Raw genomic sequence first — 14,802 nt, forward strand, 5'->3', positions numbered from 1 at the left:
GGATCCTGAAAGCGGGGTTGCCCCCGCGATGGGTTTTACTGGGCAAACAGCGTGTTGAAGCGCTTAAGGATCTCGCCACGCTCGGCACCGTTGTCGCTCTGGGTCGGCAGCAGTTTCAGCTCGCTTAACAGCGGGCGTTTGGCGGCAACATCGGTACGGGCCGGCATCAGCCAGGCGTCGGCGACCATTTTCTGCCCTTCCGGCGACAGCACATAGTCGATAAAGGCTTTCGCCTCCTGCTCATGCTGGGTGGACTTGAGGATCATCATCGGGCGCGGCGCAATCACCGTGCCGCTGGCCGGGAAAATGACCTTCAGCGATTCGCCCTGCGCAATATTGCCGTAGGTGACGTAATCCACCGCGCCGAAAACCGCCGCTTTTGCCCCCTGCATCACCGGCGTCACCGCCTGCGCGTTCGGGCCGCTCACAACCATGCCGTTCTTTTTCAGATCGTCAAACAGCTGCCAGGCGTTATCGCCCATGCCATTTTGCAGCCCGATCAGCAGATCGAGCGACGCACCAGAGAGCGCCGGGTCGGGCGTGGTGACTTTATCCTTGAACGCAGGCGCGGTCAGATCGCGCCACTCTTTCGGCTCCGGGGTGCCGCTTTTGCTGTTCCAGACAATGCCGAGCGCCGAAATACCCTGCGCCACATAGTCCGCGCTTTTCAGCGTCTGCGGCACTTTTTCCGCATTGGCGCTGGTAAATGGCAGCAGCCAGCCACGTTTGTGCAGATCTTCCGCCGTCTCCCACGAAGCGGAGATCAAAATATCCGCCTGCGGATTGGCCTGCTCCGCCTCGAGGCGCGCCATCACTTTGCCGGTGGTGGCCTGGAAGATATTCACTTTTACCCCGCTCTGCTGCTCGAAGCCGCTGGCGAGATTTTTCGCCAGCGAGCCCGGCCCGGCGGTGTAAACCGTCAGCGCATGCGCGCTGGAGATGATCATCGATGACAGCGCCATAGCGAGGGCGACTCCTTTTTTCACGGACAGTAAGCCTTTCATGCAGATTCCCCTGAGGTTGACGTAACGGTGCGAACAGACTCCACCTCGCCGGAGGCGAGATGAACAATGCGGTCGGCGAGCAGCTCTGCTTCACGGCGATCGTGGGTGACATAGACGGCAGTGGTACCAAGCTGGCGCAACAGGCGCGCCATCTCATGGCATAACGCTTCGCGCAGCGCGGTATCGAGATTGGAGAGCGGCTCATCAAACAGCAGCACGCCCGGCTCGGCGACAATCGCCCGCGCCAGCGCGACGCGCTGCTGCTGGCCGCCAGAGAGCCCGGCGGGTTTGCGCTGGGCGAACTCCGCCAGTCCGACGCGGGTCAGCGCCTGCACCACGCGCGCATCACGCTCGCCGCGCGGCACAGCGCGCATTTTCAGCGGAAAGGCGACGTTTTGCGCCACGCTCATGTGCGGCCATAGTGCGTAATCCTGGAATACCATGCCGATATCGCGCGCTTCGGGCGGTAATGACCAGCCCGCTTTCGCCACACAGCGATCGCCAAACCAGATGTCGCCAGCGGCCGGCTGCGCGAGCCCCGCCAGCAGGCGCAGCAGCGTGCTTTTGCCGCAGCCGGAGGGGCCGAGCAACGCGACGATGGTGCCCGCCGGAATGGATAAGTCGATTCGATTGAGAACGGTGTGCGCGCCAAAAGCGTACGAAACGCCTTGCAGCCGGATGTCAGTGAATACGCTCATCGACGCCCTCCTGTTTCAGGAAGCCGTGCGAAACCCGCGGTCTGCATCCGCAGGGCGCATCCACCTGAGCAGAAGTCAGGGGAGCAAACATCTTGTTATCCTCTTTGGGATTTGATTGCGGCTGACTATAGGCAGGGAGTGTGACGGTGAAATGACACTGATATTGCGCCTTGATTTTTAAGGAATGTCTACACTGAAAAGAACGCTGTTTTTAACCGAAAAGGGATGCCCGTGCGGATCGCCACGATAACCAATTTTGCCTATATCGCCACGGTGGTGTTAACGCTCAGCTCCGGCGTCGCGCTATTTCTGGCCTCCAGCGCGGAACACAATGAGCGCGAGGCGGTGACGCAAAGCCGTCTCTTCGACACCCTCACCGATTCGCTGGAAAAAGAGGCCTGGGCATTAAGCGAGCTGGCGCGCGAAGCGGTGATCAAAAAACAGCCGGAAACCCTCCAGAGCTGGAAGACCCGCGCGGAGCAGGATATTGATCTGGAGAATCATCTCGCCGCGCTGCGGGATAATGGTGCCTCCGATGAAGAGTTGCTTATTCTGCGCGACGGCCTTACGACCCTCGATCAGCTGGAAGATGAGCAGCGGATCGCCATCAGCGACGTTGAGGCGGGAAAAACCGATGAGGCGATGAATCTACTCTTTAGCACCAGCTATGAAGAGCGCCTTTCAGAAACCGAATATCGCTTCGCGCACTTTCGCAGCCTGATCGATCAGCGCACGCAAAGCGCTATCGCTAACGCCACTGACCTCTCCCTGCGCCTGCGCACCCTCTCTGAGATCATGGTCGGCCTGACCGCCCTGCTGTTTCTGTTTGTGCTTGGTTTTATTATCAAACACCGCATCCTGCGTCCGGTAGTGACGCTAAGCGACGTGGTGAACCGGCTGGCAACGCAGGATTACAACGTCGAAGCGCCGGTGCTGGCGCAGGTCGATGAGATTGGCGATATGGCGCAGGCGATCCGTATTTTTCGCGAGAACGGGCTGGCTCGCCAGCGCCTTGAGCTGGAGCGCGATGCGGAATGGGCGACGCGCACCCTGCTGGCGCGCATGACCCAGCGCTTGCAGGGGTGCGACTCTTTGCAGGCGATTGTGCGGGTGGTGAGCCGTTTTGCGCCGCAAATCATTCCCGATATGGGCGCGCGGCTCTATCTGCTGGACAGCAACACGAATCGTATGAATTGTGTCGCCCGCTGGGCGCTGCCGCCTGGCGAAGATGCACCTTTCGCCCCGGAAAGCTGCTGGGCGCTGAAGCGTGGCCAGCTGCACAGCCCCGGTAACGGCGACGTCGATATGCCCTGCGATCATGTGGTGCCGGAGATCGCAGCGCGCGCCATCTGCGTGCCGCTGAATGCGCAGAACAAAAGTATCGGCCTGCTCACTTTTGACAACTACACGCCGGGCAAAGAGCCACCCTATATCTATCTTGAACTGCTGGCAGAAACCCTCGCGCTGGCGTTAGCCAACCAGATGCTGCGCGATACGCTCACCGAAAAAGCGACCTATGACTCCCTGACCGGCCTGCGTAACCGCCACAGCCTCGAAGAGACGCTGCGCAATATGATCGATCAGGCGATGGTCGACAATACGCTGCTGAGCTGCCTGATGCTGGATGTCGACTACTTCAAAAAGCTCAACGATCTGCACGGGCATGACGCGGGTGATAAAGTGCTGCGCGAGCTGTCGCGCATTATTACCGACACGCTCGGCGAGTGCGGCGTCGCCTTCCGCTACGGCGGCGAGGAGTTTTTACTGATCCTGCCGGGTAAGAGCGAAACCGAAGCGAAAATGCTCGCCGAGCGGCTGTTAAACACCATACTTAAACACCCGATGCGCTATGAGTCGCAGGATATCGGCCCGGTGTCGGTCTCCATCGGCCTCGCCACCTGGCCGCGCCACGCCAGGGCTGATAACCTGGTGCGTGCCGCCGACCTCGCGCTCTATATGGCGAAGGAGCAAGGCCGCGGGCAGATTGTGGTTGCCCGCCACGCCGGGTAGTTGCGGAAATTTTGCTAAAGGAGAGGTTATGAGCCATTTTCGCCCGGTGGCGTTAGAGCACGCCAGCCGCCTGTTAAACCACGGCCCGACCGTGATGATCACCAGCCGCGATGAGCAGATCGACCGCCGCAATGTGATGAGCGCCGCCTGGTCGATGCCGGTCGAGTTTTCACCGCCGCGCATCGCCATTGTGGTGGATAAAAGCACCTGGTCGCGCGAACTGATTGAGCGCAGCGGCATGTTCGGGATAGTCATCCCCGGTGTCGCCGCCGCTAACTGGACCTATGCCGTCGGCAGCATTACCGGGCGCGATGAGGATAAGTTCAACTGTTACGGCATTCCGGCGATTGCCGGGCCGGTGCTCGGCCTGCCAGTGGTGGAAGAGAAGTGTCTGGCGTGGATGGAGTGTCGCCTGCTGCCGCCGACGGCCGCGCAGGAGAAATATGACACGCTGTTTGGCGAAGTGGTCTCTGCCGGCGCCGATGAGCGCGCCTTTGTGCAGGGACGCTGGCAGTTCGATGATGATCAGTTAAACACAATTCACCATCTCGGCGGCGGTACCTTTGTCGCCAGCGGCAAAAGGATGGTTGCCGGGCAGTAACACCTGCCCGGCCAGCAGTCACATGCTGTAGCCGGGCTTTTTAATCAGCTTCTCCATCTGCGGCGCAATCTCTTTATCCCAGGCGTTCACCTGCCACTCTTCCGGGGCGATCTCGGTGAGCGCCACGCTGATGGAACTCTCTTTGCTGTTGAGATGGCGAATAATCACCTCGGTGATATCCGCCGCCAGCGCACTCTTCTGCTCGTCGTTCAGATCGCGGGGAAAACATTTGATATCAATATGCGGCATGGTCTGCTCCTTGTTTTTAATAAAAAAATGACGATAACACAGCGGTCAAAGCGTGCTAGCCGATAATGTCGTTACGCCGCAGCACCGCCTCCAGTTTTGGCAGCACGCAGACGGCATCGGCAATGGCGTTTATCTTCGGCGTGTTGCTGGCAAACCACGCCTGGCGCGGCCCCCAGTTGCGCATCACGCAGAGATAGATATCCAGCAGCGTAAGCTGTTCACCGAAGGCGTAAGGCGCGGCCTGCAACTGACTTTCCAGCCACCGATAGAGGGTTTTGCGATAAGCGATGCAGCTCTCTTTCAACTGCTCCGCCGCGTCCGGCGCCCAGCGCTCAGGGTAATCGGCATAGGTAAAGGTCGGGTAGACATTCGCCACCAGCCATATCAGCAGCCGCCAGAACTGCTGGCGCTCCGGCGTCCCTTCTGGCGGAGCCAAATCAGGACGACTGTCCAGGATCATCAGCGCCACGGCAGCGGATTCGGTCATCACGCTGCCATCCTCCAGTTGCAGCGTCGGCACCTGGCAGAGCGGGTTGAGCTTGCGCAGCCTCTCCTGCTGCGGGCCGGGCTGGTCAAAGCCTGCGACATCGTGAAACTGATAAGGGATATCCGCCAGCGTAAGCATCGCTTCGCTGATGGCCGATCCAAAGCCGGGTACGCCATAAACGGTGATCATCGGGTTACCTCGCACGTCATATGAGGCTTAAGCTTAGGTCAGAGTGGCGAGAAATTCGTCAGCCTGCTGCGGCGAGGTCAGGCGCACAAAGCGCAGGTGCTGGTAATGCGGATCGGCCATATCACGCGCGTAACGCACGCGGTTGCTGCGCCAGGTCTTGATGGTCCAGAGAATGATCGACTCGCGGCTCAGGAAGGAGCGGCGAAAGCTTTCGCAATTGCCGGTGCCGGGCCACAGCTCCTGTTTGTGCCACGCGCGTTTTATCGCCCGCAATACCGCCTGGCGCAGGGTGCGCCAGAAGCCGTAATCGATCCAGATAATCAGATCCACATTGCGCCATTTGATATCGCGGCTGCGGTTATAGTTGCCGTCCAGCACCCAGCCCGGCTGTTGCAGGAGCTGTTCAAGTTTCGCGTAGAGCTCTTCGTCCGGCGTGCCCTGCCAGTTGGGCCGCCAGTAAAGGGTGTCCATATCGATATAAGGGACGTCAAGCTGGCGCGCGAGACGCTTACCCAGCGTCGATTTGCCGCTGCCGCTGGTACCAATAATGTTGATTCTCATCTTTTTACGCCGATTCCCGCTCAGTCAGGTGAAAGCCAATATCGATAATCTGCTCGCCGTCGCTGCGCCCTTCGATGCGATTAGCCACCAGTGTCGCCGCCCGCGCGCCAATGGCGTGACGGTCGAGAGCAATAGTGGTAATGGAGGGCACATTTGCCGCCGCAAAGTCGAGATCGCCAAAGCCGGTTACCGCCACATCCTGCGGCACGCGCAGGCCGCGCGCCTGAAGCTCGCTAATCGCCCCCTGCGCGAGGGTGTCGGAGCTACAGATAATCACATCTAATTCTGTGGTTTCCAGCAGCTGCGCTGCCCCCGCCCGACCATCAGCAAAGCGGGCAGGCAGTTGCGACTCAACACAAGGTATGTCGGTAATGCCGTGTCGCGCCAGCCCTTCGTACAGCCCGTTTTTACGCTGCGCAGCCGTTCTCTCTGTCGTCCATACCAGCCCCGGACGCCGGTAGCCTTTGCCGAGCAGATACTCTGCCGTTGCCAGGCCCGCTTTCTCATGGGAGAAACCGACCAGCATATCGATGGGCGTTGGCGTGATATCCCACGTCTCCACCACCGGCACGCTGGCGTTGAAGATGATCTTTTTCAGATCATTACTGTGATGGATGCCGGTGAGCACAATGCCGTCCGGGCGGCGCGACATCAGGGTCGAAACCAGCTCGGTTTCCGTTTGCGGCGTGTAACCGGCGCTGCACAGCAGCATCTGATAGCCGCGCTGCGAGAGGGTTTCCCCCATTGTCTGAAGCGTATCAGCAAACAGCGGATCGTTGAGGTGGGGCACCAGCACGGCAACCAGTTTGCTGCGCCGTGAGGCCAGCCCACCGGCCAGCGCGTTGGGAATGTAGCCCGTCGCTTTGACTGCGGCGAGCACCTTTTTCACGGTTTCCGGCCGTACCTGGTCCGGCGTGTTAAGCGCCCGACTGACGGTCATCGAGGAGAGCCCGGCGGCGCGGGCAACGTCATCCAGCGTCGGCGCACGGGAGATAACAGCACGAGAAGGTCTTGCCATCTTCACTCACAGAGCCCGCAGAGGCGTTAGCATTGGCTACGTTATATTTTGTAGTATAACTATAACTCCAATCAATACCTCTGTTCACTTTTAAATCAGTGCATTACCTCGCCATTTTGCTTAAAAAATGTTAGCGCTAACATTAAATAACACGCCAGTTACCGCTGAGCTGATACCCTCCTGACGGACATTTTTGCAGCCGATCGCATTTTCACTTTTTGTACAAGTTTGGTGCACTAAACAACCTGCAAAAGCCAACCATAATCATGTTAGCGCTATCATTTTTTACCAGTTCACGCCCGGCGGATTGACCTGCGAAGTTTCAACCCCTTCGCCCTGCTCACCCCAGCGCGCCAGCACCTGTTGATACTCGCCGCGCGCGATAGCGCCGTTGATCGCCGCCTGCAAAGCCAGCACCAGGCCGTTACCCTTTTTGCTGGTGGTCGCCACCCAGGTTTTCTTCGGCCCCAGGCCGACCACTTTTGTTGTACCGTTCAGCGCCGCTTTATATGCCGCGACCGACTGCGGACCAAACACCACGTCCGCGCGCCCGGACTGAATATACAAATTGCCGGAAGCGTCATCCGTCAGGTAGATCGGTTTTGCCGCCTCGCGCCCGGCTGCGCGGTTCTCCTCATTCCAGCGCAGCAAGATCCGCTCCTGATTGGTGCCGGAGCCAACAATTACCCTGCGCCCGGCCAGGTCGGCTGGGCCGCTAATCGCCTTTATCGGGCAGGTGGCTTTCATTGAAAAAGCGAGTGAGTCGGCGCGATAAGTGGCGAAGTCAAACTTCTGCTTACGCGCCTCGGTGACGGCAATATTGACCAGCGCCACATCGTAGCGCCCGGAGGTGATGCCGAGCGGCCAGTCCTCCCAGGCGGTCGGTACCAGTTTCAGCTTGAGACCGAGACTGCTTGCCAGCAGCCTGGCGATATCCGGGTCGCTGCCAATACGTGTGCGGTTATCACTCGCCAGTAAAGCCAGCGGCGGCGAGTTAAGGGCGGAGATAGCAACCGTCAACGTGCCCGGCTCGACAAAACGGTAATTCGCCGGGATTTTGGCGATCGCCGCCTCATCCCGTTTGGCCACAATCGGCTGCTCGTTGGCGCGCAGATCGATCTGCCCGGCCACAACCGGGCCTGCGCTGAACAATATCAGCGCCAGTAATGCCTTTTTCATACGCACTCCCTACAGCACTTTGGAGAGAAACTGGCGCGTGCGGGCGTGCTGCGGCTGGTTCAGCACCGCCTCACTACTCCCCTGCTCCACAATTTTGCCGTCGACCATAAACACCACCTGGTCGGCGACTTCCCTGGCAAAACCGATCTCATGGGTCACTACCACCAGCGTCGATCCGGCCCGCGCCAGCTTTTTGATCACATCCAGCACCTCGCCCACCAGTTCCGGATCGAGCGCGGAGGTCGGCTCATCAAACAGCATCACGCGCGGGCGCAGCGAGAGCGCACGGGCGATGGCGATACGCTGCTGCTGGCCGCCGGAGAGATGACGTGACCAGGCATCGGCTTTGTTGCGCAGCCCAACCACATCCAGCAGTTCGAATGCCTGCTCGACCGCCGCTTTGCGGCTCAGCTTTTTATGGGCAATCGGCGCTTCAATCAGATTCTCCAGCACCGTCAGGTGCGGAAAGAGATTGAAGTTCTGAAACACGTACCCGACGTTGACGCGCTGGCGCAGGATCTCCTTCTCTTTCAGCTCGTAGAGTTTGTCCCCCTGCTGGCGGTAGCCGATGTACTCGTCGTCGATACGGATAAAGCCCTCGTCGACGCGCTCAAGGTGATTAATGGTGCGCAGCAGCGTCGATTTGCCGGAGCCGGAGGGGCCGAGGATCACCGTCACCGTGCCGGGCGGGATCTCCAGCGAGACGTTATCCAGCGCTTTATGGCGGCCAAAATATTTGCTGACGCCGCTAATCGAGATATGGCCTTCAGGAGAGATGGGCATGAGCAGGCTCCGTGGCGTGTGAAGTGTGAGTTGTCGCTGCCGCACGGTAAACGGACGGATTGATAGCCGAGCGGCGTTCACTGCGCGCCAGCCAGCGCTCAACCAGATACTGGATCGCCGACAACACGCTGGTGATCACCAGATACCAGGCGGCGCCAACCATCAGCAGCGGGATCACCTCCTGGGTGCGGTTGTAGATCATCTGGATGGTGTAGAAGAGCTCCGGCATCGCCAGCACGTAAACCATCGCCGTGCCTTTGGCGAGGCTGATAATTTCATTGAACCCCGAGGGTAAAATAGTGCGCAGCGCCTGCGGTAAAATAATGCGCACCGTGCGCCGCCAGGCGGGAAGCCCAAGCGCGGCAGCGGCTTCATACTGACCGTGATCGACGCCAAGAAAGCCGCCGCGAATGATCTCTGCGGTATAGGCGCTCTGCACCAGCGTCAGCCCGACCACCGCCGTGGCGAACTGGCCGAGCACATTAATCGTCTCGTAGCGCGCCCACTCAATGCCGGTAAAGGGGATGCCGATGGCGAGCGAGTCATAGAGGTAGGAGAAGTTATACAAAATGATCAGCACCACAATCAGCGGCAGCGAGCGGAACAGCCAGATATAGCCCCAGGCGAGGCTGCTCAGCAGCCACGACGAGGAGAGCCTCGCCAGCGCCAGCAGCCCGCCGAGTATGACGCTCAACACCGTGCCGACCAGCGTCAGCAGCAGCGTTTGCCCTAACCCTTCGAGGATCACCGGGTCGAAAAACCAGCGGGCAAAAACGCCCCACTCCCAGCGCGGATTGAAAGCCACGGACTGGATCACCGCCGCCAGCACAAACAGCGCAACGATGGCCCCCACGGTGCGCAGCGGGTAGCGGGCCGGCACCACTTTGATCGTTTCGGTACTTTTCATGGTCGCTCCTCAGGCAGTTTTGCTCAGACGGGCCGATGACAGCACTTTGCTGAAGCGCAGCCGACCATCAAACGGCGGCAGGCTGTACTCTTCCGCATCGCGCGTCAGGTCGAAGTGCGGCTGATAGCCCTGGCTCAGGTAGAGCCGTACCGCTTCCGGCTGGCGAAAGCCGGTAGTCAGGTAGATCTGGCTATAACCGGCAAGCTCGGCGCGGCGCTCCAGCTCCTGCACCACGCGCGCCGCCAGCCCCTGCTGGCGCAGCGAGGCGTCGGTCCAGATGCGTTTGATTTCGGCAGTGCGCTGATCAAAAGGTTTGTAAGCGCCGGTGGCGATAATCTTTCCCTCGCGCTCCAGCACGATAAACAGCCCCTGCGGCGGCAAGTACCACTCGGTCAGCTCCACCTCGGCGTCACGGGAGAAGTAGTCGCCGTAGCGGGCGGCATACTCGGCAAACAGCCCGGCGAGGATCGGTTGCAGCTCGTCGTCTTCGGGTGAGACATCACGGAAACGTTCGTTCATCCTCTGCTCCTTAATCGCCAAGGCCTGGCGGGTTAATTTCTGATTGCGCGATACGCTCTACCACTTCACCCCAGCGGTTGAGTACCTTGTCGTAATCGCCGCTCGCCATTGCGCCATTCAGCGCGCTCTGCACCGCCGGTGCCAGGCCGCTGCCTTTACGCAGCGTCACGGCAATATGCGCCGCTTTTGGCCAGCCGCCGTCGACGCTACCCACCAGCCGGGTTTTGCCGGTCAGCGCCGCTTTCCAGGCACCAATCACGTTGGGGCCGAAGAAGGCATCCGCGCGGCCCGATTGCAGCGCCAGCGTTAGGGCAGCGTCATCTTTGGTGTAGATCGGCGTAAAGGGTTTAAGCCCCTTCTTCAGGTTTTCCGCGTTCCAGGCCAGCAGGATCGCCTCCTGATTGGTGCCGGAGCCAACAATGATGCGCAGCCCGGCGATATCCGCTGCCTGCTGAATCTGTTTGATGGGGCTTGCGGTTTTGACATAAAAACCGAGGGAGTCTTTGCGGTAGGTGGCGAAATCAAACTTTGCTTTGCGCGCCTGGGTGACGGTGATATTGCTGATCGCGGCATCATATTTGCCGGAGGTCACCCCCAGCGGCCAGTCCTCCCAGGAGGTCGGCACCACATTCAGTTCAAGACCGAGGCTGTCGGCGACCAGCCGGGCGATATCCACTTCGCTGCCGAGCAGGGTTTTGTTATCGGCGGCAAACACCGTCAGCGGCGGCGAATTAAGCGCGGCGACCGCCACGGTGAATTTACCCGGCTGCACAAAGCGGTACCCTTGCGGCAGCTGGCTTATCGCCTGCGGGTTTTTCGCCGTATGGATCGGCGTGGAATTGGCCTCAAGGCTGACGCCGGTGCCGTTGATGGTCACGTCGCTGGCCTGCGCCAGCGGCGTCAATGCAAGCGTTGCCGCCAGTAAAAGGGTGCGTCTCTGCATACGTTCTCTTCTTCTATTGTGTTGACCGGGGATGTTCGGGCAGCGCCAGACCTAAACTTTCGCGCAGGGTTGTGCCGGGGTAGTCGGTGCGGAACAGACCGCGCGCTTGCAGGATCGGCACCACTTTTTTGACGAAGCGCGGGAAGGTATCCGGCGTGCCGCCCTGGATGATGAAGCCGTCGGCGGCGCGGCTCTCAAACCACGCCTGCAAGCCGTCGGCCACCTGTTCGGCGGTGCCGGAAAAACGCGGACGCGGCGAGGCGCTCTCCAGTGCCACCTGGCGCAGCGTCAGCTGGCGTTCGCGGGCGTTGCGTTTGATCTCATCAGTGGTGCTGCGAAAGCTGTTCTGCCCTAAATCGCCAATCTCCGGGAAGGGTTCATCGAGCGGATACTGGCTGAAGTCGTGGTGCTCGAAGTAGCGCCCGAGGTAGTTGAGCGCATCATTAATGGAGACCAGCGCGGCGGTGGTTTGATACTGCTGCTCGGCATCCGCTTCGCTGTCGCCCACAATTACGCTGACGCCCTGGAAAATGTGCAGTTCGTCGTGACGCCGCCCGTGCTGTTCCAGCTGCTGTTTCACGTCGCGGTAGAAGTCCTGCGCCTCCGCTAAGGTTTCATGGTGAGTAAAAATGGCATCGGCATGGCGTGCCGCCAGTTTTTTGCCATCCTCCGAGGCACCCGCCTGGAAAATAATCGGCCTGCCCTGCGGCGTGCGGCCAATGTTCAGCGGGCCTGCGACCTGGAAAAAGTCGCCGTGGTGGTTGAGGGTATGCAGTTTTGCCGGGTCGAAAAATTGCCCGCTGGCTTTATCACGGATAAAGGCGTCCTCCTCCCAGGAGTCCCACAACCCTTTCACCACATCGAGATACTCATCGGCAATGCGGTAACGCAAGGCGTGATCCGGGTGCTTTTCACGGGAGAAGTTTTTCGCCGATCCCTCCAGCGGTGAGGTGACGACGTTCCAGCCTGCCCGGCCATGGCTCAGGTGATCGAGGCTGGCGAACTGCCGTGCCACGGTAAAGGGTTCGCTATAGGAGGTTGAGAGCGTGCCCACCAGGCCAAGATGCCGGGTGACGCTCGCCAGCGCAGACAACACCGTCAGCGGTTCAAAACGGTTTAAGAAGTGGGGGATCGATTTTTCATTGATATATAAGCCGTCAGCGACAAATAAGAAATCGAGTTTCCCCTGCTCCGCGAGACGTGCTGTCTCCTGCACAAAGTCAAAATTGATGCTGGCGTCGGCGACCGCCGCCGGATGTCGCCAGGCGGACATATTTCCCGATGCGCCATGCAAAATGGTGCCAAGCCGCAATTGTCGTGCTGTAGACATACTCCCTCCGGAATTCAGGCAACAGGTGGCCCGGAGCCACCGCCCCAGGTCATTTCAGGTTTCGTTAAGTGTGCTGTAAGGCTTTTTCTGCCAGGCGTGCAAAGTAGCGCGCCGCCTCATCAATCAGCCCTTCATCAGGATTGAACGCCGGGTGATGCAGACCGTACGGGCTGTCGCTGCCAATACTGACAAACGCGCCGGGTATCTTCTGGAGATAGACGGCGAAATCCTCCCCGCCCATGTGCAAATCCGCCTCTGCGGTACGGTATCCGTGTTCGTTGGCGACCTCGCGGGCGAAGTCCGCCCACTGCGGGTGATTGACCAGCGCGTCCGGGCCATCAAACCAGGTCACGGAGATAGCGGCATCAAAGGCCTGCGCCAGCCCGGCGGCTATCGCCTCAACGCGTTTTTTCACCTGCGCGCGAATAGCCGCATCGTGGGTACGCAGGGTTCCCTCCAGCTCGACATGCTCCGGCAACACGTTCCAGGTATTACCCCCCTGAATACGCGTCACGCTTAACACCACCGATTCGAGGGTGTTGATGTTGCGGCTGGCGATACTTTGCAGCGCCACAACCAGCTGGCTGGCGAGCAGAATGGCGTCGTTGCCCTCATGCGGCCGCGCCGCGTGTGCGCCCTTGCCGCTCACCTTCAGGCTGAAGCGATCGACATTGGCGTAAAACGCGCCGCCGCGGGTGGCAAACGCGCCGACCGGCAGGCCGGGTTCGTTGTGCATGCCAAATATCGCGCTCACATTCTCGAGCGCACCGGCCTTAATCAGCCGTTTCGCGCCGCCAAAACTCTCCTCCGCTGGCTGAAACAGAATGCGCACCCTGCCCGGCAGCGCCGCTTCCCGCTCTTTTAACAGCAGCGCCGCGCCGAGCATGACACTGGTATGAATATCATGCCCGCAAGCGTGCATCACGCCGGGGTTGCGCGAGGTAAACGGCGAGTCGACCGCCTCCTCAATCGGTAACGCGTCGATATCGGCGCGCAGCGCGATCACCTTCTCGCCGCTTCCCACTTCCGCGACCACTCCGGTCGGCAGATCGAGCGGCAACAGGCGCAGCCCGGCATGCTCCAGCCAGTGGCGAATGCGCCGCGTGGTTTCAAACTCCTCGAGCGAAAGCTCCGGGTGCTGATGCAGCTCGCGCCGCCACGCAATTAACTGTTCGGTAAAGCTCATCCCGCCACCTCCTGTAGGGTTTGCGTCTGCGCGACCGCCTGCGCCAGCAGCAGGAGCGAAGTTAAGCGCGCGCGTCCTTCCGCCACCGGCGTGTCGATAATAAATTCGTCAATGCCAAACTGCTGATGCAGCCCATCCAGCCCGGCCCGCACCTTTTCTGGCGTACCAGCAATGATGGCGCTTTCGCGCCGCGCAATGCGTACCGCCGGGCTACCTGCCTGGCGGGCAAAGGCCTGCCCCTGCGCTTCACTCGCCACGCTCACTTTCTGCCCATTCGCCAGCTCAACGCCCCACACTTCAACCTGCTGCGCCAGCGTGTCAGCCTGCGCCTGGGTTTCTGCCACAATCACCTGCACGGCAACCAGCGTGTCGCGGCGGCTTAGCTGCTGCCATTTCGTGACAACGTCACGTAAAAGGGTTTTGTCGCCGTTGAGATGCGCGGCGTAGACAAAGTGCCAGTCGAGGGATGCCGCAAGCGTTGCGCTCTCAAGGCTGGCACCGAGCAGGAAACGCTCTGCCTGCACTGGCGCAAGCGGCGTCGCCAGGAGGGATTCCTGGGCATTTTCATCCGGGGCCAGCGACAACCAGTTGTCCAGCTGCGCCAGCTGATCGGCAAAACGCCCCTTCTCTTCGGGGTTGACGCCCTGCTGTAAAGCGCGGGTGGAGAGCGGTAATCCGCCGGGTGCTTTGCCCACTCCCAGGTCAACGCGACCCGGGGCGAGGTTTGCCAGCAGGTTAAAATTCTCCGCCACTTTATAGGGGCTGTAGTGTTGCAGCATCACGCCGCCGGAGCCGACGCGGATGCGCCGCGTCTGGCCGAGTATCCAGGCAATCAGCAGTTCTGGCGACGGACTCGCCAGCTGTGAAGTGTTGTGGTGTTCCGCTATCCAGAAGCGGTGATAGCCCCAGTTTTCCGCCTGCTGCGCCAGTTGCAGCGTGCGCAGGAGCGCGTCCTGCGCGGTTTCATGCTCCGCGATGGGGCTTTTGTCCAGCAAACTCAGTCGGTAAGACATGGCACGCTCTCGTGTCAGAGAAGATGGGCCAATACTGGAGCGTGCTGAATCTGCTGTGAAACAATTAATTTACATTTGGTAAGCAAAAAATTTGCAAAGTCAGCGTTGCCAGGCGCTCACGCTAT

General features: G+C 60.1%; 14 protein-coding genes and 1 pseudogene. 2 read left to right on the forward strand and 13 right to left on the reverse strand.

What is annotated here, in order from left to right; translation table 11 throughout:
- Window positions 1–35 precede the first annotated feature (35 nt).
- Both N7V53_RS12225 and N7V53_RS12230 read right to left on the reverse strand, forming a co-directional pair.
- Window positions 36–1,004 carry an ABC transporter substrate-binding protein gene (locus N7V53_RS12225; protein ID WP_279793536.1) on the reverse strand — a complete coding sequence of 323 codons (969 nt, stop codon included), beginning with the start codon at window positions 1,002–1,004 and terminating at the stop codon, window positions 36–38.
- The gene (locus N7V53_RS12230) at window positions 1,001–1,702 is read right to left on the reverse strand and encodes an ABC transporter ATP-binding protein (RefSeq protein WP_279793537.1); all 702 of its coding nucleotides are present in this window, start codon (window positions 1,700–1,702) and stop codon (window positions 1,001–1,003) included. The genes N7V53_RS12225 and N7V53_RS12230 overlap by 4 nt, the downstream gene beginning before the upstream one ends.
- Window positions 1,703–1,933: 231 nt before the next feature.
- Here N7V53_RS12230 and N7V53_RS12235 point away from each other — a divergent pair, with 231 nt between their 5' ends.
- The gene (locus tag N7V53_RS12235) at window positions 1,934–3,712 is read left to right on the forward strand and encodes a diguanylate cyclase (RefSeq protein ID WP_279793538.1); all 1,779 of its coding nucleotides are present in this window, start codon (window positions 1,934–1,936) and stop codon (window positions 3,710–3,712) included.
- Window positions 3,713–3,740: 28 nt separating this feature from the next.
- Window positions 3,741–4,313 (forward strand): flavin reductase family protein, encoded by a 573-nt coding sequence (locus N7V53_RS12240; protein WP_279793539.1) that lies wholly within the window; start codon window positions 3,741–3,743, stop codon window positions 4,311–4,313.
- 18 nt (window positions 4,314–4,331) lie between these two features.
- Here the strand turns inward: N7V53_RS12240 and pptA are convergent, their stop codons facing one another.
- From pptA to N7V53_RS12295, 11 genes and pseudogenes are all read right to left on the reverse strand, one after another.
- Window positions 4,332–4,562, reverse strand: a complete 231-nt coding sequence (pptA, locus tag N7V53_RS12245; RefSeq protein WP_023478779.1) for a tautomerase PptA — start codon at window positions 4,560–4,562, stop codon at window positions 4,332–4,334.
- 55 nt (window positions 4,563–4,617) lie between these two features.
- Complete coding sequence (locus tag N7V53_RS12250) at window positions 4,618–5,238, reverse strand: glutathione S-transferase family protein (RefSeq protein WP_279793540.1); 621 nt, start codon at window positions 5,236–5,238, stop codon at window positions 4,618–4,620.
- A 33-nt stretch (window positions 5,239–5,271) separates the two neighbouring features.
- Window positions 5,272–5,799, reverse strand: coding sequence for a shikimate kinase (locus N7V53_RS12255; protein WP_279793541.1), 528 nt, complete (start codon window positions 5,797–5,799; stop codon window positions 5,272–5,274).
- 4 nt (window positions 5,800–5,803) lie between these two features.
- Entirely contained in the window at window positions 5,804–6,817 is a 1,014-nt protein-coding gene (locus N7V53_RS12260) for a LacI family DNA-binding transcriptional regulator (protein ID WP_279793542.1), read from the reverse strand.
- A 285-nt stretch (window positions 6,818–7,102) separates the two neighbouring features.
- Entirely contained in the window at window positions 7,103–7,996 is an 894-nt protein-coding gene (locus N7V53_RS12265) for a transporter substrate-binding domain-containing protein (protein WP_279793543.1), read from the reverse strand.
- Window positions 7,997–8,005: 9 nt separating this feature from the next.
- Window positions 8,006–8,779, reverse strand: coding sequence for an amino acid ABC transporter ATP-binding protein (locus N7V53_RS12270; protein WP_279793544.1), 774 nt, complete (start codon window positions 8,777–8,779; stop codon window positions 8,006–8,008).
- Window positions 8,763–9,686 carry an amino acid ABC transporter permease gene (locus N7V53_RS12275; protein ID WP_279793545.1) on the reverse strand — a complete coding sequence of 308 codons (924 nt, stop codon included), beginning with the start codon at window positions 9,684–9,686 and terminating at the stop codon, window positions 8,763–8,765. Before N7V53_RS12275 ends, N7V53_RS12270 begins: the two co-directional genes overlap by 17 nt.
- Window positions 9,687–9,695: 9 nt before the next feature.
- Entirely contained in the window at window positions 9,696–10,205 is a 510-nt protein-coding gene (locus tag N7V53_RS12280; RefSeq protein WP_279793546.1) for a GNAT family N-acetyltransferase, read from the reverse strand.
- Between the two features lie 10 nt (window positions 10,206–10,215).
- Window positions 10,216–12,478, reverse strand: a pseudogene (locus N7V53_RS12285) (NtaA/DmoA family FMN-dependent monooxygenase).
- 64 nt (window positions 12,479–12,542) lie between these two features.
- Window positions 12,543–13,664, reverse strand: a complete 1,122-nt coding sequence (locus tag N7V53_RS12290; protein WP_279793547.1) for a M20 peptidase aminoacylase family protein — start codon at window positions 13,662–13,664, stop codon at window positions 12,543–12,545.
- Complete coding sequence (locus tag N7V53_RS12295; RefSeq protein WP_279793548.1) at window positions 13,661–14,677, reverse strand: MsnO8 family LLM class oxidoreductase; 1,017 nt, start codon at window positions 14,675–14,677, stop codon at window positions 13,661–13,663. The genes N7V53_RS12290 and N7V53_RS12295 overlap by 4 nt, the downstream gene beginning before the upstream one ends.
- Window positions 14,678–14,802: the final 125 nt, after the last annotated feature.

Origin of the sequence: Kosakonia sp. HypNH10, assembly GCF_029850615.1 — a bacterium.
Lineage (GTDB): Bacteria > Pseudomonadota > Gammaproteobacteria > Enterobacterales > Enterobacteriaceae > Kosakonia > Kosakonia cowanii.